The organism is Reichenbachiella sp., assembly GCF_965233835.1.
Taxonomy (GTDB): Bacteria; Bacteroidota; Bacteroidia; order Cytophagales; family Cyclobacteriaceae; genus Reichenbachiella.
The window spans coordinates 4045992-4067953 of record NZ_OZ247585.1; the positions used below are offsets into that span (position 1 = coordinate 4045992).

Annotated in this window: 16 protein-coding genes and 1 pseudogene; 6 read left to right on the forward strand and 11 right to left on the reverse strand. The window is 40.9% G+C overall.

What is annotated here, in order from left to right; genetic code table 11:
• Positions 1-129: 129 nt before the first annotated feature.
• Both ACO6S2_RS17115 and ACO6S2_RS17120 read right to left on the reverse strand, forming a co-directional pair.
• The gene (locus tag ACO6S2_RS17115) at positions 130-2397 is read right to left on the reverse strand and encodes an aconitate hydratase (RefSeq protein WP_422359779.1); all 2268 of its coding nucleotides are present in this window, start codon (positions 2395-2397) and stop codon (positions 130-132) included.
• A gap of 153 nt (positions 2398-2550) precedes the next feature.
• Entirely contained in the window at positions 2551-5352 is a 2802-nt protein-coding gene (locus ACO6S2_RS17120; protein ID WP_422359780.1) for a bifunctional aconitate hydratase 2/2-methylisocitrate dehydratase, read from the reverse strand.
• Between the two features lie 241 nt (positions 5353-5593).
• Between ACO6S2_RS17120 and ACO6S2_RS17125 the strand changes: the two genes are divergently transcribed.
• Positions 5594-6127 carry a hypothetical protein gene (locus ACO6S2_RS17125; RefSeq protein WP_422359781.1) on the forward strand — a complete coding sequence of 178 codons (534 nt, stop codon included), beginning with the start codon at positions 5594-5596 and terminating at the stop codon, positions 6125-6127.
• A gap of 5 nt (positions 6128-6132) precedes the next feature.
• Here ACO6S2_RS17125 and ychF read toward each other — a convergent pair.
• The 3 genes and pseudogenes from ychF to ACO6S2_RS17140 form a co-directional block, all read right to left on the reverse strand.
• Positions 6133-7229: pseudogene (ychF, locus tag ACO6S2_RS17130) on the reverse strand (redox-regulated ATPase YchF).
• Between the two features lie 7 nt (positions 7230-7236).
• Positions 7237-8334, reverse strand: coding sequence for an AI-2E family transporter (locus ACO6S2_RS17135; RefSeq protein ID WP_422359782.1), 1098 nt, complete (start codon positions 8332-8334; stop codon positions 7237-7239).
• Positions 8335-8401: 67 nt separating this feature from the next.
• Complete coding sequence (locus tag ACO6S2_RS17140) at positions 8402-8758, reverse strand: DUF3276 family protein (RefSeq protein ID WP_422359783.1); 357 nt, start codon at positions 8756-8758, stop codon at positions 8402-8404.
• Between the two features lie 243 nt (positions 8759-9001).
• Between ACO6S2_RS17140 and ACO6S2_RS17145 the strand changes: the two genes are divergently transcribed.
• Together ACO6S2_RS17145 and ACO6S2_RS17150 are read left to right on the forward strand one after the other, a co-directional pair.
• Entirely contained in the window at positions 9002-9913 is a 912-nt protein-coding gene (locus tag ACO6S2_RS17145) for a DUF58 domain-containing protein (protein ID WP_422359784.1), read from the forward strand.
• Positions 9914-9944: 31 nt separating this feature from the next.
• The gene (locus ACO6S2_RS17150) at positions 9945-11012 is read left to right on the forward strand and encodes an AI-2E family transporter (protein ID WP_422359785.1); all 1068 of its coding nucleotides are present in this window, start codon (positions 9945-9947) and stop codon (positions 11010-11012) included.
• Here ACO6S2_RS17150 and ACO6S2_RS17155 read toward each other — a convergent pair.
• From ACO6S2_RS17155 to hutH, 4 genes are all read right to left on the reverse strand, one after another.
• A complete protein-coding gene (locus ACO6S2_RS17155) occupies positions 11009-11488 on the reverse strand; it encodes a nuclear transport factor 2 family protein (RefSeq protein WP_422359786.1) in 480 nt (159 codons plus the stop codon). The two genes, ACO6S2_RS17150 and ACO6S2_RS17155, sit on opposite strands and share 4 nt — an antisense overlap.
• Before the next feature lie 2 nt (positions 11489-11490).
• Complete coding sequence (locus tag ACO6S2_RS17160; protein ID WP_422359787.1) at positions 11491-12336, reverse strand: SDR family NAD(P)-dependent oxidoreductase; 846 nt, start codon at positions 12334-12336, stop codon at positions 11491-11493.
• Positions 12337-12401: 65 nt separating this feature from the next.
• Positions 12402-14078: a urocanate hydratase gene (gene hutU / locus ACO6S2_RS17165; RefSeq protein WP_422359788.1), complete on the reverse strand. Its 1677-nt coding sequence runs from the start codon at positions 14076-14078 to the stop codon at positions 12402-12404.
• Complete coding sequence (gene hutH / locus ACO6S2_RS17170; protein ID WP_422359789.1) at positions 14056-15618, reverse strand: histidine ammonia-lyase; 1563 nt, start codon at positions 15616-15618, stop codon at positions 14056-14058. Before hutH ends, hutU begins: the two co-directional genes overlap by 23 nt.
• A 141-nt stretch (positions 15619-15759) precedes the next feature.
• Here hutH and ACO6S2_RS17175 point away from each other — a divergent pair, with 141 nt between their 5' ends.
• A complete protein-coding gene (locus ACO6S2_RS17175; protein WP_422359790.1) occupies positions 15760-16644 on the forward strand; it encodes a LysR family transcriptional regulator in 885 nt (294 codons plus the stop codon).
• Between the two features lie 75 nt (positions 16645-16719).
• Here ACO6S2_RS17175 and ACO6S2_RS17180 read toward each other — a convergent pair whose 3' ends face one another.
• Positions 16720-17475, reverse strand: coding sequence for an isocitrate lyase/PEP mutase family protein (locus tag ACO6S2_RS17180; protein ID WP_422359791.1), 756 nt, complete (start codon positions 17473-17475; stop codon positions 16720-16722).
• A 219-nt stretch (positions 17476-17694) separates the two neighbouring features.
• Positions 17695-18438: a TrmH family RNA methyltransferase gene (locus ACO6S2_RS17185; RefSeq protein WP_422359792.1), complete on the reverse strand. Its 744-nt coding sequence runs from the start codon at positions 18436-18438 to the stop codon at positions 17695-17697.
• 205 nt (positions 18439-18643) lie between these two features.
• Between ACO6S2_RS17185 and ACO6S2_RS17190 the strand changes: the two genes are divergently transcribed.
• Both ACO6S2_RS17190 and hemF read left to right on the forward strand, forming a co-directional pair.
• A complete protein-coding gene (locus tag ACO6S2_RS17190; RefSeq protein WP_422359793.1) occupies positions 18644-20989 on the forward strand; it encodes a BamA/TamA family outer membrane protein in 2346 nt (781 codons plus the stop codon).
• Positions 20990-20998: 9 nt separating this feature from the next.
• A complete protein-coding gene (gene hemF / locus ACO6S2_RS17195; protein ID WP_422359794.1) occupies positions 20999-21889 on the forward strand; it encodes an oxygen-dependent coproporphyrinogen oxidase in 891 nt (296 codons plus the stop codon).
• Positions 21890-21962: the final 73 nt, after the last annotated feature.

Genomic DNA, 21962 nt, shown 5'->3' on the forward strand with positions numbered 1-21962 from the left:
TGATTTATAATAAAAAAGAACGGTCTCATTGCTGAAACCGTTTCTTGTTATTTTCTTAAATGTCTGTGCAAATCTACGAAAAAATAACGACTACTCTTTCGTTTAGTTGCCAGATTTCAACGTTTGCGCTTATGCTTTATTTTGTTTTTTAATCAAATTTAAAGCAGATCCGGCCTTAAACCATTCAATCTGACTATCGTTATAAGTGTGATTAGTTAAGATAGAATCCTCTGAACCATCTGCATGTTTTACCGTGATTGTTAAAGGCTTGCCAGGTGCAAAGTTTTCTAAATCAACAAAATCAAACGAGTCGTCTTCTAATATTTTGTCATAATCCGACTCATTAGCAAAAGTCAAGGCCAACATCCCTTGTTTCTTCAAATTTGTTTCATGAATTCTAGCGAAGGATTTAACCAAAACGGCTCTCACTCCAAGATGTCTAGGCTGCATAGCAGCATGCTCTCTCGATGAGCCTTCTCCATAATTGTGATCTCCTACTACTATGGTCGGAATGCCTTCGGCTTTATAGGCTCTTTGTGTGGCAGGCACCGGACCATATTCACCAGTAAGCTGGCTTTTCACACTGTCTGTCTCCCCATTAAAGGCATTGACGGCACCGATCAAGGTATTATCTGCTATGTTGTCCAAATGACCTCTAAATCTCAACCATGGGCCAGCCATAGAAATGTGGTCAGTGGTGCATTTGCCTTGTGCTTTGATAAGCAGTTTTGCACCCGTGATATTCTTCCCATCCCATGGAGCAAATCCAGCTAACAACTGTAGCCTTTTTGAATCTTCTGCAACAGAAACCTGAACAGAAGAACCATCTTTGGCCGGAGCCTGATATCCAGGGTCTTCTACATCAAACCCCTTAGATGGCAATTCATCTCCTTTTGGTGGATCAAGTTTCACTTGCTCACCAGCGGCATTAGTCAATGTATCTGTGATCGGGTTGAACCCTAAGTCACCTGAAATCGCCAACGCAGCGACCATTTCAGGAGAGGTGACGAAGGCGTGGGTATTTGGATTGCCATCAGCCCTTTTAGCAAAATTTCTATTGAAGGAGTGTACAATAGTGTTCTTTTCTTGTTTATCTGCACCTGCTCGTGCCCATTGTCCAATGCAAGGCCCACAGGCATTTGTAAATACTTTGGTGCCCAGTTTCTCGAATGTCTCTATGATCCCATCTCTTTCGATGGTGTACCTTACTTGCTCGGAGCCTGGATTAATTCCAAATTCGGCTTTAGGTTTGATGCCATGTGCTACCGCTTGTTCCACAATCGATGCTGCTCTGGTCATATCTTCATAGGATGAATTGGTACAAGAGCCAATCAACCCCCATTCAATTTTAGTAGGCCAATCATTCGCTTTTGCCTTTTCTCCCATTTCAGCAATTGGTGTGGCCAAATCTGGCGTGAAGGGGCCGTTCACATGCGGAGACAATGTTGACAGATCAATTTCAATGACCTGATCAAAGTATTGCTCAGGGTTGGCATATACTTCATCATCACCTGTCAGATGTTCTTTGATTCCGTTGGCAAGGTCCGCAACTTCTGCTCTACCTGTTGCTCTCAAATATCTCTCCATGGATTCATCATATCCGAAAGTAGAGGTAGTCGCTCCTATTTCTGCTCCCATATTACAGATTGTACCTTTTCCGGTACAAGACATACTCTTCGCTCCATCTCCAAAGTACTCAACGATAGCTCCTGTGCCACCTTTCACGGTAAGAATCCCTGCTACTTTTAATATCACATCCTTAGCTGAGGTCCATCCGTTCATTTTACCGGTTAGCTTCACGCCAATCAGTTTTGGAAACTTCAATTCCCAAGGCATGCCTGCCATTACATCTACAGCATCGGCTCCACCAACGCCAACAGCGACCATACCAAGTCCTCCAGCATTTACCGTATGGGAATCTGTTCCGATCATCATGCCCCCTGGAAAGGCATAGTTTTCTAAAACAACCTGATGAATAATGCCGGCGCCCGGCTTCCAAAAACCAATACCGTATTTATTAGAAACAGATTCCAAAAAGTTGAACACTTCATTTGAGGTGTTAATAGCGTTTTGCAAATCTGCTGCCGCTCCAATCTTAGCCTGAATTAAGTGATCACAATGAACTGTGGTAGGCACAGCCACCTTATCCTTTCCGGCTTGCATGAATTGCAGCAATGCCATTTGTGCAGTGGCATCCTGACAGGCAATTCTATCCGGCTCAAAATCCACATAAGACTCACCTCTTTGATAAGATTTGGAAGGATCTCCTTCGGTCAAATGAGAATAAAGAATTTTTTCTGATAGGGTTAATGGTTTTCCAGTTGCTTTTCTTGCAGCCTCCACTCTTTTTGGGAATTTAGAGTAAACGCTTTTTATCATGTCGATATCAAATGCCATAAATGTAGTTTTAATTATTCCTAATTAGTCTTCTAATTTAGTTAATAAACGGGGATAATGTAACTCACGTTAACGATAAGACATCAATATTATTTATAACAAAAAAGCCCAAGTCTATGACCTGGGCTTTCAATATTATTTGCTATTCTTTTATTACTTCACAAGCAACTTCCCTGAAGGTTTGAATTTAGTTAAATCAATACCTTCAACAGCAGCTTCGTATTCATCCAATTTAGGTGTACGTCCCAAGAGCGTAGACATCACAACTACGGGAGTAGAAGACAGCAATGACTCCCCTTTTTTCTCATTTGAGTCTTTCACCACTCTTCCTTGGAATAATCGAGTAGAAGTTGCCATTACGGTATCACCTGGCTCTGCTTTTTCCTGATTACCCATACAAAGGTTACATCCTGGACGCTCCAAATACAACATATTCTCATACTTGGTACGTGCCTCACCCTTAGGTGCGTCATCATTGAATTCGAATCCTGAGTATTTCTGCAATACTTCCCAATCTCCTTCTGCTTTCAATTCATCAACGATGTTGTACGTAGGAGGCGCCACCACTAGTGGTGCGTTAAATTCTACTTTACCTTTTTGCGATTCGATATTTTTCAGCATTTGTGCCAAAATCTTCATGTCGCCCTTGTGAACCATACATGACCCGATGAACCCAAGATCTACTTTTTTCTCTCCACCATAGAAAGATAACGGTCTGATGGTGTCATGGGTATATCTCTTCGAAACATCGTCGTTGTTGACATCTGGGTCAGCAATCATTGGCTCAGCAATTTGATCCAAATCCACCTCTACTTCTGCATAATATTTCGCGCTTGCATCAGGAGTAAGTGCTGGCTTTTCCCCACTTCTGATTTCAGCGATTCTTGCATTGGCTTTGTCGATCAACCCTTGGAGCACTTGCTTCTCGTTATCCATACCTTTATCGATCATGATCTGGATTCTGCCTTTTGCAATTTCCAATGATTCGATCAAAGTCTCATCTTCAGATATACAGATAGATGCTTTGGCTTTCATCTCTGCCGTCCAATCAGTAAATGTAAATGCCTGATCGGCCGTCAACGTACCAATGTGCACCTCAATCACCCTACCCTGGAATACATTCTCTCCACTAAACTGCTTGAGCATCTGCTGCTGCGTAGCATGAACCACATCACGGAAATCCATGTAGCTCTTCATTTCACCTGTGAAGGTCACTTTCACAGACTCAGGAATCGGCATTGAGGCCTCTCCAGTAGCCAGAGCCAAAGCCACAGTACCGGAGTCAGCACCAAAAGCAACACCTTTAGACATTCTTGTATGAGAATCGCCACCAATAATGATCGCCCAATCGTCAATGGTAATATCATTTAGAACCTTATGAATCACGTCAGTCATGGCATGATACTGGCCTTTCGGATCACGAGCCGTAATCATCCCGAAGTCGTTCATAAATTTCATCAACTTAGGAATATTAGCCTGTGCTTTTTTGTCCCAAACTGAAGCTGTATGACAACCGGACTGGTAACCTCCATCAACGATCGGAGAAATTGTGGTAGCCGCCATGGCTTCCAATTCCTGAGAAGTCATCAAACCTGTGGTATCTTGAGACCCTACAATGTTTACTTCTACACGAACGTCTGAACCAGCGTGTAATGTTTTTCCTGGAGTTGTACCGACTGCATTTTTATTAAAAATCTTTTCAACAGCGGTCAACCCCTGACCTTCATGAGAAATTTCTTTAGAAGGGGCAAATACGACAGGAGCATCTACTCCTAATGTTTTTGCGGCAAAGGTTTGCAGCTTCTTTCCAAATACAACCGCATAAGAACCACCAGCTTTGATGAATTCTACCTTTTGTGGTGTCAGTGCAGTAGAAATATCTTTTACTACTTCACCATTCTTGTAAAGTTTCTTCTCCTTCGTGTTAATGGTCAATACTGTTCCAGTTTCCACTGAGTAAGCTTGCTCTAGCACTGGCTCGCCTTCTGCATCAACTACCGTCTTGCCGTCAGCATCCTTTTTCTTTACCCAGTTTTGAAGGTCGATTCCGATACCACCTGTAACGCCAACAGTAGTTAAGAATATAGGAGAAATTCCGTTGGTGCCTGCAATAATTGGAGCAATGTTGATAAATGGAACGTAAGGACTTGCCTGAATTCCTGTCCATAATGCCACGTTATTTACCCCTGACATTCTAGAAGAGCCCACACCCATGGTGCCTTTTTCGGCAACCAACATGACACGCTTGTCTGGGTGTTCTTCCTTCAGCTCAGAAAGCTCTTTTTGCATTTCCTTGTTGTGTTCGAAGATGCACTGGCCGTGTAGTTCTCGATCTGATCGAGAATGCGCATCTGCACCAGGAGAAAGTAAATCTGTAGAGATGTCGCCTGTTCCGGCAATGAAAGTAACAATTTCTATTTCTTCTTCTACGTCTGGAAGCTTAGTGAAAAATTCAGCTTTTGCGTAACTCTCCAACAAATCCTTAGCTATGCTATTCCCTGCTTTAAAGGCCGCATCTAAGCGCTCCATGTCCGCATCATATAGGAACACCTGAGTTTTAAGAACTTCCGCTGCTTTTTTAGCAATGGCCTCATCATTACCCAGGGCTAAATCAAGCAACACTTCAATAGAAGGCCCACCCTTCATGTGTGACAATAATTCAAACGCAAAATCCGGATTGATTTTTTCAACAGTAGATTCACCAAGAATAATTTCTTTTAAAAACTTCGCTTTAACGCCTCCAGCACTTGTTGTACCTGGTAAGGTGTTGTAAATGAAGAATTTGAGCGCCTCTTCTCTATGCTCGCTTCCAGAATCTTTGATTTGCGCAATGATTGCACTAGTCAAATCTGCGCCATCAATTGGCTTTGGACTCAGTCCCTGCTCTTTTCTTTCTTCTATCTCCTTGATGTAATCGTTGTAATGCTTCTGAAGCATATCCGGATCGTTTGCCATAATCGCTGCTATTAAGTTGAAATTTCGTTTTAAAAATTAATCGGTGGGTCAAATGCTAATTTTTAAGGTGGCAAAAGTATTAAAATTTGCCTCCAAATCACACCCCAGACCTTTAAAAATGAGAGCTGACTTCTATAACAACCCTTGTAAAAACAGCACAAATTATTGTTTGACACCAACAAAGCCTCCAGAGACAATAAGCAAATGATACCGCTCGTTGCTTAAGAAAAGTAAACGACCGATGATTAAAAGATTTCTACAAACAACGTTCCTGATTGCTACTATTTTGAGCTGTAGCGAAATAGATAAGCTTACTCAGTTCAATATGAGATACAGCAGCACCGTAACAATCCCCTCATCATCCATTGTTAGTTTACCAATTAATTTGGATACCCCGGACATTAACTCGAATTCGGAATCAACCTTCTCAGGCAACAATACAAGGAAGGATCTCATTGAAGAGATTCGCTTAACCGAGATGACTCTTACTATTTCATCACCCACTGATGGTACATTTTCATTTCTGGAAGCAATATCTATTTCAATTTCGGCCAACGGATTACCTGACAACGAAATCGCTTTTTTGAATAACATTCCAGACAATGGAAGCAACACGATTACCCTTGACGTGTCAGACGACGACATCAAGGAGTATCTCACTCAGGACAAGTTTAAACTAAAAGTAAGTACAACAACTGACGAAACTATTGAACAAGATCACGATATCGAGATCAATTCAACATTTTTCGTAGATGCAAAAATTTTAGGACAATAACCTTATTAGACGTTAAACCTAAAGTGCATCACATCACCGTCCTTCACTACGTAGTCCTTTCCTTCGATGGCTAGTTTCCCAGCTTCTTTACAGCCTGTTTCGGAGCCATATTGTTGGTAATCAGGAATCTTGATCACTTCAGCCTTGATAAATCCTTTTTCGAAATCAGTATGAATAACGCCTGCAGCTTGTGGTGCTTTCCATCCTTTTTTGATAGTCCAGGCTCTCACTTCTGTCTCTCCAGCCGTAAAGTAAGTAATCAGGTCTAATAACTCATAGGCAGCCCGAATCAGCTTATCTAAGCCAGATTCTTTCAGTCCATATTCACCTAAGAACATTTCTTTTTCTTCAGGCTCGTCAAATTCAGCAATTTGAGATTCGATGGCAGCACTTACCATAACAACCTGAGCGTTTCTGCAGCAACGGCTTTCTTCAGAGCTTCCACATGTTCGTTGCCAGCCAGAATCGCAGATTCTTCTACATTAGCGACATAAATTACCGGCTTAATAGTCAGCAATTGAAGTGGCCCTACTACTTCCTTGCGTTCGTCAGTAAGCTCTAGTGCTCTTGCATTTTGCCCTGATTCTAACAACTCTTTGTACTCAGTAAGAACTTCTACAATAGCCTTGAGTTTGGCATCTCCAGATTTGGCAGCCTTAGCATTCTTTTGGATTTGTTTGTCGATTGACTCCAAATCCTTGAGTTGAAGCTCAGTATCGATGACGTCTTTGTCGGCCACAGGATTGACATGACCATCTACGTGTACAATGTTATCGTCATTAAAGCACCGAGTCACATGTACAATAGCGTCTACCTCGCGAATATTGGCCAGGAATTTATTTCCAAGTCCCTCTCCCTTGCTGGCCCCTTTAACCAACCCTGCAATATCGACAAATTCGATAACGGTAGGCAACACCTTTTGGGGATTAACTAATTTTTCTAATATACCGAGTCTTTCGTCTGGTACGGTGATTACACCCACATTTGGTTCAATCGTACAGAAAGGAAAATTGGCAGCTTCTGCCTTAGCATTTGATAATGCATTAAAAAGAGTTGATTTACCTACGTTTGGCAAACCTACAATCCCGCATTGCAATCCCATTTATATATTATTTTTTTGATACTTGAAAAATCCTGTAGCTCTTGAATCCGTCTCTGATTTCCATCACAGAAACACGGATAATCGTATAGACTGGAATGGCTGCAATCATGCCCGGAATACCGGCTAAACTTGCGGCCGCAAAGATAACAACAAAAATCTCTAAAGGATGCGCCTTCACACTTTTAGAAAAAATGAGTGGCTGGAGAAGTACGTTATCGGTAATCTGCACTACGGTGAATACCGAAACTATCTTCAACATGAAAATGACCGTAAACTGATCAAAGGCGAAATGACCACTCGTTGAAAGACCTACTATAATACCAAAAGAAGCCCCGAGTATTGGTCCCATATAAGGAATCAGATTAGCCACAGCAGCGAAGACGGCTATGGTAAGCGCATATTTCACACCAAATATTGAAAGTCCAAGACCTGCGATGGAAAAAATCGCCATCATTTGTAAGACCAAACCAATCAGGTAATTGGACAACAAGTGTTCAATCTTATGGATAGCAGATATAAACAACTCAAAATATTGATTGGGTACAATAGCGATCAATCTTCGGCTTAGTAAGCCATTTTCAAGAAGAAGAAAAAAAGTAATAAAGGCAATAGCCAAAACACTAACAAAAAAACCTCCTGTAAACGTCAATAGATTGTTAATGATGTTTCTGAAATTAAGATTGCTAACAAAATCGAATACACTGGTCCTAATAGTTTGAGTCAGGCTATGCTCATCCTCGCTTACCAATTGATACTCGATGAGAAAATTTTCAATGGCTACTAATGGCTGAGAGAGGTTTGAATATACCTCGTCAAAACTCACATTAGACAGAACATTCACTTGCTCTACGATCAGAGGTATAAACAACAAGATGAATGAAAATACCACTCCAACCACCGCACAATAAGAAACAAGAATGGCGATCACTCTCGGCATTCTTACCCTATATATATAGGTACGATGTATGAAATTGGTCAATGGCCTAAGAATAGTGGCCAGAACTATAGATATGCAGATATAAATGAAGATATCACTAAAGAGCCAAGCGCTAAAAACAAATAATGCCGCGGCAATTATTAAAAACAGTAGTGTTCTTCTGATCATGGTTTAAAAATAGAAAAAGCTCCAGGAGTACCCAAGAGCTTTCAAGTTTCTTCTGCCAAGAATTACATCAATCCCATTTCAAGTCGCTATCCTCATTAGATGGAACAGCTGCTGGTTGGCTTTCGAATTCTTCTTTTTCTCTATCGAATTGTTCAAAGTCAACTTCTGGCATTAACTCTGTTTTAACGTGATTTACCGAGTCATTAAGTGCTTGAACAAATTTATTAAAGTCTTCTTTGTATAAGAAGATCTTGTGCTTCTCGTAGAAATACCCATCATCCTTGTAGCGTCTCTTGCTCTCTGTAATGGTTAAATAATAATCATTTGAACGTGTGGCTTTTACATCAAAAAAATAGGTTCTTTTCCCCGCTCTTACTCTCTCAGAAAATATCTCTGCTCTTTCGTTATCCTTATGATCTTCCACTTTTTTTCGGTTTGATTTAGTAGTTAGAATTCAGATTTTAATGATTAATTAAATTCTTTAAAAGCTTTAAATATAATGTTTTTTAATTCACAAAAGCAAATCACCTCATATAAACTCAATGAGATGATCTGGGCCATGAAATCATATTGAAAATTTCGCTTCAAAAACCACTTCTCATTATAATATTGGCAACAACACAGATCATTTATATCTTGCGTACGTTGACCCCATAAACAAAATTTTGTGAAGCTAGATATAGACATCAACAAACTAAAAGAGTATGCCAATGTAGAACTACTCGCCAGGCAACTGGTTGAGGGATTTATTACTGGCTTGCATAAATCACCCTATCATGGTTTTTCTGTAGAGTTTGCCGAGCACAGACTGTACAATTATGGGGAAAGTACTAGACACATCGATTGGAAGGTCTTTGCCAAAACAGATCGACTGTATACCAAACGCTATGAAGAAGAAACTAACCTTCGATGCTACATTGTTTTGGATACCTCCTCTTCTATGTATTATCCAAAACCAGAACATGGCAAGATCAAATTTTCCATTTTGGCTGGAGCTGCCATTTCTTTTTTGCTACAAAAACAACGTGACGCCGTAGGACTATTCACTTTTAGTGATCAAATTGAGTTCCAATCTGATACTAAGTCTACTTCCACTCATGTGCGCAATCTGCTCAATAAGTATCAACAACTTTTTGAAAAACCACCAGTTAAACAAAAGACTAATGTAGCGCAGGTACTTCATGAAGTGGCGGAGAAAATCCCCAAGCGGTCTTTGGTCGTAATATTTTCTGACATGCTACAGCAGGAAAACGATCAAGAAGAAGTTTTCTCAGCGCTCAACCATTTGAAGCATAACAAACATGAAGTTTTGCTCTTTCATGTGAATGATAAAGAAACAGAACTTGATTTTGAGTTTGAAGACAGGCCCCACAGATTCGAGGATTTAGAAACAGGCCAAGTTGTAAAACTGACTCCCACAGAAATCAAGAAAATTTACAAGCAGCATATGGATGAAGAATTTCAAAATTTATTTTTGAAATGTTCACAACTAAAAATTGACTTTGTGGATGCGGACATCAAAGGCGGCTTCGATAAAATTCTAAGCACCTACTTAACCAAAAGAGCTAAGATGGGCTAAGCAAAACCTTCAATTTTCCTATCTTTATTTTATGCAAAATTCCAACGAACTCAAACTAGCCAATGTCGCCTACTGGATGATTGTAGTAGCTGGCGCAGTGGGAGTATTGATGTATTTTCAGAACTTCCTGAAAGTGTTCTGTATTTCATTTTTGATTTGGTACATCGTAAAAAAATTGAGAGATCTGGTTAGCAAAATAAAAATTGGAAAGTTTAAGCTACCCAAGTGGTTAGTGACGGTAATTAGTACCGCGACTGTGTTTTTAGGAATCTACACCATTGCAAAAATCATAAGTACCAATTTTCAAAGCCTGGCTCAAAACCTACCGCAATACAGCGACAATATATCTATGGCACTCGTGGCCTTGAGTGACTTAACGGGAATCGAAAACTTAGACCAGTCGTTTACTTCGTTGTTTTCAGAGTACAAAACCAGTATTATGACATATGCCGGTTCTTTTGCCGGAGCTGTAGGACAGTTTATCATTATATTGATTTATGTAGTCTTTCTTCTTTTAGAGGAAACTTTGTTTCAAGAGAAAATTCAAAAAGTACTAAAAACAACTGCAGCAGGGGGAAGTATTTACAAGACCTTCAGTGCGGTAACCAACCTGTTTGACGACTATTTATCAGTTAAAATATTTACCAGCTTCCTAACCGGGCTACTAAGTTATTTTGCCCTGTTAATCATCGACATCGAATTACCAGCACTTTGGGCTTTCATTATTTTTCTATTCAACTTCATTCCTTCGATCGGGTCCATAGTGGCAACTCTCTTTCCCACCTTGTTTGGCTTGATTCAGTACGGCGAACCACATGTGGCACTTACGGTGCTGATCGCCGTGGGAGCCATACAGATTTTGGTTGGCAATGTCTTGGATCCAAGGCTTATGGGAAGTAAACTCAATATAAGCCCGCTTGTGGTTTTATTGAGTCTTACGCTTTGGGGATTTCTATGGGGAGTGGTTGGGATGATTCTTTCAGTCCCTATTACAGCCACCTTGATCATTATATTTGGTCAGTTTGACAATACCAGGCCTTTAGCCATTTTGCTTTCAAAAAATGGAGAGATTCATTTTGGAGAGGAAAATGAAGACTAAGCAGCCTGTTCGTCCATATACTTTTGGAGCATGGTAGCACACTGAGCTTGCACTTTTTTATGCAAATAACTCGTCCAACCCAAAAGTATACCTGGAGTGCCTAACGCCATTCTGGTCCATTTATAAAAATCAAAATAATCGCGATGCCCTATTATGAGACCATCTTTAAATTCAAACTTGGCATCAATTCTATTGTGAACTTTTCTTCCTGTTTTCGAGAATGGATATTTGGCTTCCCAATCTACTCCGCCGAACTCGTTTTCTGACCAGGCATTTTTGAAGGTAATTTCAATGTCATTATTGCCACTCAAAAGCATCGCCCACATAGCACAAGCCTCTTCATAATCTAAAACTCCAAAGGCCGGATCCTCAAATTCCAATTCCTTGTGATAACATTCAGCCATGGCCTTCGCATCTTTTTCATTGAAGGCAGTATAAAATTTCTCAATAAGAGCAACGTGTTCTTTTACAAGCATGATTAGATTTTTAAAATTTTCTTGATAAATCGATCAATCCGTCTGGCAGACACTAAACTTAGCAAATGATACTTCACTAATTTATTTTTTATCACCACATCAGAGACTTTAGGCTTATTACTTTGGAAGGCCTTAAAGACCCGAAGGGCAAAATCATCTGCATCTATCGCATCCTTGGACTCTTTGTCAACAAGTTTAATAAAACGCTTTAGAATCGGCTCATAAATTGTCCCTTCCACCTTATCCATATTTACATCAATTTTATCCCAGATAGGTGTCTTGATGGGTCCCGGGTTGATAGTTACCGCATCAATACCATAGACCAACAACTCTCTTCTCAGTCCTTCTGTAAAACTATCTACAGCTGCTTTTGATCCGGCATACGGTGTCATAAAAGGCATGGTTCTCTTGCTAGCAATCGAACTCATATTAATGATTTTCCCTGGCTTGAATGGGTGATTTTCCTGCGCACCTAATAGAGGCAAAAAGGCCTTTGTCGCTGCAATTAGCCCAAAGTAATTGACCTCGTACTGTTTTCGATAGGCATCCAGGTCAAGCAATTCAACGGCGCCTGTCACTGCAACGCCTGCATTATTAATTAATAATTGCAGTCCGTTTCCTTCGAGCTTATTTGTCAAATCGACTGCTGATTTTTGAATGGCCACTTCATCCGTCACATCAAACAGCAAAGGATAGAAATTCTCACCGAACTCTTCACTCAATCGATCAGCATCCTCTTGTTTTCTTACGCTTCCATAAACAGCATAGCCCTCTTGAATGAATTTTTTAGCACATGCCGCGCCAATTCCAGTTGAAGCACCTGTGATTAATATATTGCCCTTGGTCATCTTTCGAAGATAACAAAAAAAGGGGCTGTTCTACAGCCCCCTTTAATTAAGTATTATTCTATTCTCTATTTCCAGACGTTCAAATCAAAGTCGTCTGCAAATTTTGATGCTTTCTCATATCCAGCGTCATGATGTCGAAAGATACCCATTGCTGGGTCATTATGCAAAACTCTTTTAAGACATTTTTCTGCCCTCTCCGTTCCATCTGCCAAAACTACCATGCCAGCATGTTGCGAATATCCCATACCTACTCCTCCTCCATGGTGGAAAGAAATCCAGGTTGCACCGCCGGTAGCATTAGACATTAAGTTCAACAATGGCCAATCAGAAACAGCATCTGTACCATCTTTCATGCCTTCAGTTTCTCTGTTAGGTGAAGCTACCGAACCGCAATCCAAATGATCTCTACCAATCACGATTGGTGCCTTCACTTTGCCTGATTTCACTAAGTCATTGAAAATCAGACCGGCCTTTTCTCTTTCGCCCATTCCTAACCAACAGATTCTACAAGGTATCCCTTGGAAAGCCACTTTCTTCTGAGCTTCCTGTAGCCAATTGATCATGTGCTTATTTTCTGGAAATGCCTCGATCAAAGCCTGATCAGTCACATAAATATCTTCTGGATCACCTGATAATGCTGCCCAACGAAATGGACCTTTGCCTTCACAGAACAGTGGCCTTACATACTCTGGCACGAATCCATTAAAATCGAAAGCGTTCGGTTCTCCACCTTGTTTGGCGAATTCACGTATGTTGTTTCCGTAATCGAAAGTTTTGCTTCCCTTTTTCTGCAAATCCAACATCAATCCTACATGGCGAGCCATACTCTTCAAAGACAAGATTTTGTATTTCTCTTGATCGGTCTTCCTGAGCTCAGCCGCTTCTTCCAATGACATTCCATTTGGCACATAACCAAAAACCGGATCATGGGCAGAGGTCTGATCGGTCAATACCTCTGGAACAATACCATCTGCAATCAGCTTCTCCAACATATCCCCAGCGTCAGCCACCAAACCAACAGAAAGGTTCTCTCCCTTGGCTTTAGCCTCCATCACCCAATCGCGTGCTTCTTCATAAGAATACGTCATGCGATCAATGTACTTGGTATCAAGTCTTTTTTGAATTCTAGAGGGGTCGATGTCTGCTCCCAGGAATGTAGCTCCAGCCATGGTAGCCGCCAATGGCTGAGCTCCGCCCATACCACCTAGTCCAGCAGTTACTACAAGCTTTCCTTTTAGGCTTCCGCCAAAATGCTTTTCTCCGCAGGCCACAAATGTTTCGTAAGTTCCTTGCAAAATACCTTGCGACCCAATGTATATCCAACTACCAGCGGTCATCTGTCCATACATCATCAAACCTCTTTCTTTGAGAGATTGAAAATGTTCCCAATTGGACCAGGCAGGCACAAGATTGGAATTTGCAATTAATACTCGAGGGGCTTCTGCATGCGTTCGCACAATACCTACTGGCTTTCCTGATTGCACCAAGAGACTCTCGTCTTCTTCTAGCTTTAGCAAAAGCTCAATAATTTTCTGAAGTGATTCAACATTTCTAGCCGCTTGCCCTGTTCCGCCATAGACCACCAACTCAGAGGGGTCTTCTGCAACTTCCTCATCCAGGTTGTTGAGCAACATACGGAGTGCCGCCTCTGTTTGCCACGTCTTAGCGTGCAGTTGATTACCAGTTGGTGCCTTGTAGTTAGGGTGCGAAGCGTATTGATTAATAAATTCCGAAAACTTCATTGTTGTATAGTTTAATGTTGTTTTGATCCGCGGCAGCATGAGCTACGGATACAATTTCTTTATTTCTAATTATGTCAGTGGCGATTACCATATCATCTCCAAAGATTCTATCCTCGGCAGCGAAAGTGATGTGCTTTCTTACATGAGCATGAACATCCTCTAGTATCACACTTGATTTTAATGGCCTTCTAAAGTCAAATCCTTGCGCCGCACAGAATAACTCGATACCTAAAATATTTTCTAAATTGTCGAGGATCGTGTTGAATTTTCGTCCTCCAATGGAGCCCATACTCACATGATCTTCCTGCCCCATGGAGGTAGGTACGCTATCGGCACTCGATGGGAAGCACAAGCCTTTGTTTTCACTTACCAAAGCAGCAGAAGTATATTGCGGAATCATGAAACCCGAATTGAGTCCCGTATTTTTCATGAGCAAAGTTGGCAACCCTTCGTCCTCACCTTCGAGCATCAAATAAACTCTTCGATCTGAAATATTACCTATTTCCGCAGAAGCCAGCGCAGCATAATCGATGGGCATCGCCATCGGTTGACCATGAAAATTTCCTCCGCTGATGGTTTTATCTACACTACAAATGATTGGGTTGTCGGTTACCGAATTGATCTCAACGGTCAGCATGTCCTTCAGGTGCAACCAAGCGTTTCGAGAAGCCCCATGCACCTGCGGCATACAGCGAAGCGAATACGGATCCTGAACCCTACTGCAGTTTTGATGCGACTCAATAATTTCTGAACCTGTCACTAATTTTTCTAACCGATCGGCCACATAGATCGAACCCTGATACGGTCTGATCTGGTGCAATTCCTGATCAAACGGCTTCATCGAGCCTTTCAAGGCCTCCAGACTTAAGGCGCCAATAATATCGGCTGAGTCGAGACAATTGCTCATTCTTACAAAACCCTTCAGAGCGTAAGCGGCGATGAATTGTGTTCCATTAATTAGTGCCAACCCTTCTTTTGGTCCAAGGTTGAGCGATTCTTTATTTTCCTTCTGGAATAATTCTTTGGTTGTAATCCATCGCTCATCTTTCCAAACTTTTCCTTCACCAATCAAAGGCAAAAACAAGTGAGCTAAAGGTGCCAAATCTCCTGATGCTCCTACCGAGCCTTGTTGTGGTACGTAAGGGATGAAATCACTCTCAATATGCCAAATGATTCTTTCCAGCGTTTCCAGCGCCACGCCAGAGTAACCTTTAGACAAGGCGTGTACTTTCAAAATCATCATGAGCTTAGCCACATCCAGCGGAGTCTCTGCGCCCACGCCTACACTATGACTTCTGAGAATATTCTCCTGGAGTTTGCCAGCATCAGCTTTGTTGATGATCGTAGTACATAGTGACCCGAATCCGGTATTTACACCATAAACTATCTTTTCCTGTTCGGTGATATCCAGTACATTTTGGCGGCTGGCCAAAATCTTTTGGGTGGCTTCCTCATTCAAAACACCCTGGGTGCGGCCTTCGGCAATATCGATGGCTATACCCGGGGTGAGATGATCGATTCCATAATTGAAAATCGGCATAATGTTGTTGTTTATCAATTGGGGTTATTGCTTCTGCCTCTCGGCAGCTTGAATGAAAAAGTCTATGCTTTTAATTCATGAACAATATTAATTGCTAATTTTGATTACTGAAAATACTTTGTAGATCAACAATTGATAACAATGAGTAATCAAATAGAATTCAGACATCTTAGATACTTTATGGTTGTAGCCCAGGAATTACACTTCCGAAAGGCATCAGAGCGACTTTTCATTACCCAGCCAGGATTGAGTCGTCAGATTAAACAACTGGAAGACGAATTGGGCGTACAGCTTTTTATCAGAAACAAACGTACCGTGGAATTAACAGATGCGGGCAAGTATTTGTATGACGAAAGTTCAAATCTGCTCAATCAATTGGAATCTATCAAACGCTCTATCCAATTGATAGACAAAGGGGAAGAAGGAGAATTAAACATTGGTTTTGTGGGATCGGCTATGCAAGCTGTGGTTCCTCATCTCCTGCTTAAACTCAATGAAAAATTCCCAAAGATTCACACGTCCTTAGAAGAAATGAGCAATGAAGATCAGATTTTTGCTATACAGCATAACAAATTGGATATAGGTTTCATTCGAGCCAAACAAGCACCAGAAGGAATCGCTTCAAAGCAGATATTCAAAGATAATTTCTCTATTGTATTGCCGAAGAATCACAAAATCAACGAGGACAACTTCAAAGACCTGAGTCAATTCTCCCAAGACAGTTTCATACTATTCTCCAGTGACTACAGTCGCACCTACTACAATAAGGTGATGAGCATTTTCGATGATCATGGTTTTACACCTAAGATCTCTCACAAATCGGTACATGCTAACACCATCTTTCGGCTGGTGGAAAATGGACTAGGTGTGGCTATTGTCCCTACTTCTCTGAAGCACGGTTTTGATCTGGATATCAAGTTTATCGAACTAACAAACGTGAAGCAGATTACTTATCTATCACTGATTTGGAAGGAAGGCACGGCCAATGGGTTGATTAAGAAGTTTGTGAGTTTGGTAGGAGAATAAGGCACAATGTCGAATCTTGTGCCCGGCGAAGTCTAAAATATCGTATCATGAATAATTGAAATAAGGAATATTTACTTAAAAAAGTGCATGAAATGACTTCTGGTTCATGATCTCATTAGACTTCATTTCTAATTGCCTGTATATATAATCATATAAAAAATTTCCCATACTAATTCGTTTTACACCTAATTCTGTCAATTGATCGAAATTAGGCAGATTGGGCACGCACATAACATTTACGGGTAAAGAGGTGCTGTCAACGATTACTCTAATATCAGACTCCTGCACAATACAAGGAACAAAAATACCATCAGCTCCGGCCTGTTCGTATATCGCAATACGCCTCCTAGACTCTTCAATCGAATCCGAACAGCCTAATAAAAATGTATCTGTCCGAACATTCACAAATACATCTACCTCTTCTTGGTTCAATAGGTTTTTAACTTCAGCCAACATCTTTGAGAATTCATCGACATTCAAAAGATGTCGCTGGTCCTTTACTATACTGTCTTCAATATTAATTCCCTCCACGCCCAAATTACTCAAGGCAATAATGTTTTTTGCTATTTCCTCAGGATTACGGCTATACCCTGATTCCAAATCAACCGATAATGGCAAATTTGTACATTTAGCTATTCGCTTTACTAAAAACTCTAACTCTTCGAATGCCAAATCTTCACCATCTTTATAGCCCAAAAGAGATGCCATTGCAGCACTCGAGGTGCCAATCGCGTGAAAATTAAGATGTTCTGCTACTTTAGCACTTGAAACATCCCAAACATTTGCAATAAGAAGGGGGTTTTCTTGATTATGTAATTCCTTAAATTTCATTTATTTTTTTCAAGCAAAGCAGGAACAAAAAATACCGACTGTCAACCGGAAAATGGACAAGCATTTTTTTAATTTTCCAAACCAGTAAACTCGAATCAACACCTCATCTTATAATTTGAATGGTGTTATAATGCACAACAACATAGCAATCTTCTAATTTTAAATTTTTATAGGTCGAGTCTGAATGGAGCCTTCTGATTAATTCAGAAAATGACGCCATTACTGAAACTTCAACAACCGTCTAAAGTTATCACAGAACACCGCCGTGGAAACAGCCACATTCAAAGACTCTGCGCCACCGTAACCAGGGATAAAAACTTCTTGGGTCAAGTATTGCCTTAAGTCATCTGCCAAACCTTCAGATTCATTACCAAAAACAACAACAGCGGGCTCCTGGAATTTTAATTCGTGAATGTTGTCACCTTGGAGGGTAGTGCCATAGACATGCTTTGACTTTTGTAGTATTTCTCCAAGGTCAGCATAATGCACTTGGACACGAGCAAATGAGCCCATGGTAGCGGAGATCACTTTAGGGTTGTAGCAATCGACAGACTCAGTTGAACACACAATCTGTTTGAATCCGTACCAGTCCGCAATACGAATGACCGTACCCAGATTACCTGGGTCTTTTATGCGGTCGAAGGCCAGAATAGATTGCGAACTATCCATTTCACTCTGCTCAGGTACTTTCACCAGGGCGAGTGCAGCATTGTTACTTGTAAAACTCCCCACTTTTTTTAAGTCAGCTTCTTTCACTTCGGTCAGCACCTCTGAATACTCTGAAAGCCTTTCTTGATACTTCGACAAAAAATCGTTTGTTGCGAATACTCTGATTACTTCCAAATCAGACTGCAGCAGTTCTAGCACATTTTTTGCCCCTTCCACGACAAATTGATTTTCCAGCTGCCTGAATTTTTTTAATTGTAGGGATTTAATGAATTTTGACTCTCGATTTGAAATCATCAATGGTTGTGCTTTATTTATCAAAAATGCGCTTTTGATCTGTATTCATTGAGATTAAGACAGACAGCAGACCTTTTGCCAAACTTAATGGATTATCAGTAATTCGCAGCAATTGAATATCTACTAGACAGAGAAAAGTATTAACAATTTCAAACCTTCATATGGGCCAATTATCCTGATCCTATTTCTGTTTCTTACAGGGTGTATGGGACGTAGGTTTTTGCCAGAGGGCGAATCTCTTCTGGTTGAACAAAAACTAGATGGCGCCGAAAAGCTGAACAAGGAAGAAATTCAATCTCTCTACACCTATAAACCCAATCGAAAAATCCTCTTCATTCCCTGGTCACCTTATGTAGGCATTTATCAACGTGGGGTCAAGCGATATGATTCAGCAAAATACGAGCGGAAAATTGAAGAAATCCGATCCAAATTCAGTAAAAAAATTGCAAAAAAGGATAGTGAGAAGAAGCAGAAACGGCTTCAGGCCAAAATGAACAAAAAGGTCAACAAACAAATCAGAAATATCAAAGAAGGAAACTTTGGAATGAGAATGGGTGAACCGTTGGCTATTTTCGACTCAGCGAAAGAACGTGCCACTGTTGATAAAATTCAGGATTACATGGAAACAAAAGGTTACTTTAATTCAGAGGTGACCTATACAACTGAAAATACTTTCAAAATGGTCTCTACGGTCTATACTATTGAAAGAAACCAACCCTACATCATAGACTCGCTCTTTTATAATATCCCTGACACCGCTATATACCATAGAGTAATCGAATCATCTGCAGTATCTTTTTTGAAGACAGACGAAAACTACGAACAGGCTAATTTGGTTCAGGAAAGAGATCGTCTAAACGATCTTATGCTCAACAATGGCTACTATAACTTCAGCCGACAGTTTATCAGTTTTGTAGTCGATTCATCCTCCTTAGGAGATCGAAAAGTAATCATTGGCTTGACTATTCGAAACCCGAACAACCAACCTAAACACAAAGTATACACCATTGATTCCGTCATTTTCACCACTGATGCAGACATTACAGGATTAGCCTCCAATAGACAAAGTGAAAGTTTTGAAGGCATCACCTACCAATTTTACAGTAAGAGATATTCAGAGAAAATTCTAGATAGGAGGATATTCCTAAAGCCTGGTGAACTCTACCGAAGGTCCAACACATTAGAAACACAGAAGCAGTTATCTAACATGGATATCTTCAAATTCATCAATGTAAACTATGATACTACTGGCGGACAGTTCGTATCCAATGTTTTCACCAGCCCTCTTAAGAAATTTCAAACTTCCTCAGAATTAGGGCTTAATGTAAGCAAAGGGTTACCCGGCCCTTTTTTCAACGCTTCCATCAAAAACAGAAATACGTTCCGTGGTCTGGAGGTGATGGAATTGAGCGGCAGGGTTGGATTTGAAGGTATATCCGGTGCAACAAATACAGGCAACCCCTATTCCTCCTTAGACTACGGCGCCAATTTAGCCTTCACTTTCCCTCAGTTCATGATTCCGTTAAGCTCTGATTTTCGATCCAAAATAGGCCACTTAAACCCAAAAACACGACTCTCTTTTGGTTTGAACTATACGAATAGGACAGAATATCTTCGAACGACCATCAATACCTCATATATCCTGAGTTGGCAGAACTATGAAAAACGACGAAACTATTCGTTGAACATCGCTGATATCAATTTTATCGACTCTGATGTAACAGATGAATATCAGCAGTTTCTGGATGAACTAGAAGCCCAAGGAAACAATTTGAACAACTCCTTCTTGCCTTCGTTTGTAAGCAGCTCTTGGCTCTCCGTGACTCACAACATCAATGATTATGGCAACCGAAAAGAGAAATCCTCATTCTTTAGGTACCAAATAGAATTAGGAGGGAATTTATACAGCGCTATTGCAAAAAAAACTATTGATAGAGACTTAGAGTATTTCAAGTATGCCAAGGTAGATCTTGACTTTAGACATTCCGCTCCCGTCAATTCTCTAGTTACCCTAGCCTATCGAGCGCATTTGGGGGTTGCTATTCCATACGGAGAAAATGAAACATTACCATACGAGGAGTTCTTTTTTGCCGGAGGTAGCAATAGTATTCGTGCCTGGGAACCTCGACGACTAGGACCTGGCTCGTTTCTACCGGTGGACTCTTTAGGAGTTTATAGCAATGATTTTGAACAGCCCGGTGAGATTTTGCTAGAAACCAGTGTAGAGCTGAGGCATAAAATATTTGGGTTTCTACACGGAGCACTGTTTGTAGACATGGGAAATACATGGACCATGCGTGTAGACCCTGTAAGGCCCGGTAGTCAGTTTCAATTTGACAATTTCTTAAAGGAAATTGCTATTGGTGCCGGTTATGGACTGAGATTAGATTTTTCCTTCCTACTCTTACGATTGGATGCTGCTTGGAAGATTCATGATCCTGGCAACCAAACCAGATACGACAACAACGTTAGACGAGGAAGTTTCGACCTACCCGACTACAGTAACTACAATCGCCTGGTATGGAATCTGGGTATTGGGTATCCTTTTTAATATTAGACAATGACAAAAGAAGAAATACAAGATTGGTTCAAAGAACTTCAAGATGACATTTGCTCAGCACTTGAACAAACCGACGGCAAAGGCAAGTTTCACCAAGATCTTTGGGAAAGGCCAAAAGGAGGCGGTGGCAGAACCAGGGTCATTAAAGATGGAAACATTCTAGAAAAAGGAGGCGTAAACTTCTCGGCTGTGCATGGCCCTACACCCGCCAAAATTCTAGAAGCACTTAAAATCGATCAGGCTGATTTCTTCGCGACCGGCGTATCTATCGTAATGCACCCATATAGCCCGATGGTACCTATCATTCATATGAATGTCCGCTATTTCGAAATGAGCAACGGTATCAGTTGGTTTGGAGGAGGTATCGACCTTACCCCACATTATGTGGATGAAAAGGACGCCAAATTCTTCCATAACCAAATGAAGAGCTGCTGTGATAGACATGATGCATCATACTATCCTGAATTTAAAAAATGGGCGGACGATTATTTCTACATTAAACACAGAAAAGAGACCAGAGGTGTAGGTGGTATATTCTTCGATCGCCTTTCGGCCGATGATCAATTCACCAAAGAAGATCGCTGGAAGTTTGTACAGGATGTAGGGAGTCAATTTGCGCCTATCTACACTCACTTAATGACGCAAAACAAGGATTTACCTTACGGAGAAAACGAAAAGCTGTGGCAGTATCTAAGACGCGGCCGTTACGCTGAATTCAACTTAGTTTGGGACAAGGGCACCAAGTTTGGACTGGATACAGACGGTCGAACAGAGTCTATTTTGATGAGTTTGCCTCCACAAGCTAACTGGGAATACAATCATATTCCTGCCAAAGATTCAAAAGAGCAACAAACCCTAGACCTGCTTAAAAAAGGGATTGATTGGGTATAGTGGAAGATTGATTGATTTATTCGTTTCACTTCCTAGCCATGACGAGCAGCCAAACAAAAAAGCATCCTGTCGG

Excerpts from the sequence above, each read along its gene's own strand:
- ACO6S2_RS17115 (WP_422359779.1), bottom strand. The coding sequence starts at position 2,397 with ATGGCATTTGATATCGACATGATAAAAAGCGTTTACTCTAAATTCCCA.
- ACO6S2_RS17120 (WP_422359780.1), bottom strand. The coding sequence starts at position 5,352 with ATGGCAAACGATCCGGATATGCTTCAGAAGCATTACAACGATTACATC.
- ACO6S2_RS17125 (WP_422359781.1), top strand. The coding sequence starts at position 5,594 with ATGATTAAAAGATTTCTACAAACAACGTTCCTGATTGCTACTATTTTG.
- ACO6S2_RS17135 (WP_422359782.1), bottom strand. The coding sequence starts at position 8,334 with ATGATCAGAAGAACACTACTGTTTTTAATAATTGCCGCGGCATTATTT.
- ACO6S2_RS17150 (WP_422359785.1), top strand. The coding sequence starts at position 9,945 with ATGCAAAATTCCAACGAACTCAAACTAGCCAATGTCGCCTACTGGATG.
- ACO6S2_RS17155 (WP_422359786.1), bottom strand. The coding sequence starts at position 11,488 with ATGCTTGTAAAAGAACACGTTGCTCTTATTGAGAAATTTTATACTGCC.
- ACO6S2_RS17160 (WP_422359787.1), bottom strand. The coding sequence starts at position 12,336 with ATGACCAAGGGCAATATATTAATCACAGGTGCTTCAACTGGAATTGGC.
- hutU (WP_422359788.1), bottom strand. The coding sequence starts at position 14,078 with ATGAAGTTTTCGGAATTTATTAATCAATACGCTTCGCACCCTAACTAC.
- hutH (WP_422359789.1), bottom strand. The coding sequence starts at position 15,618 with ATGCCGATTTTCAATTATGGAATCGATCATCTCACCCCGGGTATAGCC.
- ACO6S2_RS17175 (WP_422359790.1), top strand. The coding sequence starts at position 15,760 with ATGAGTAATCAAATAGAATTCAGACATCTTAGATACTTTATGGTTGTA.
- ACO6S2_RS17180 (WP_422359791.1), bottom strand. The coding sequence starts at position 17,475 with ATGAAATTTAAGGAATTACATAATCAAGAAAACCCCCTTCTTATTGCA.
- ACO6S2_RS17185 (WP_422359792.1), bottom strand. The coding sequence starts at position 18,438 with ATGATTTCAAATCGAGAGTCAAAATTCATTAAATCCCTACAATTAAAA.
- ACO6S2_RS17190 (WP_422359793.1), top strand. The coding sequence starts at position 18,644 with ATGGGACGTAGGTTTTTGCCAGAGGGCGAATCTCTTCTGGTTGAACAA.
- hemF (WP_422359794.1), top strand. The coding sequence starts at position 20,999 with ATGACAAAAGAAGAAATACAAGATTGGTTCAAAGAACTTCAAGATGAC.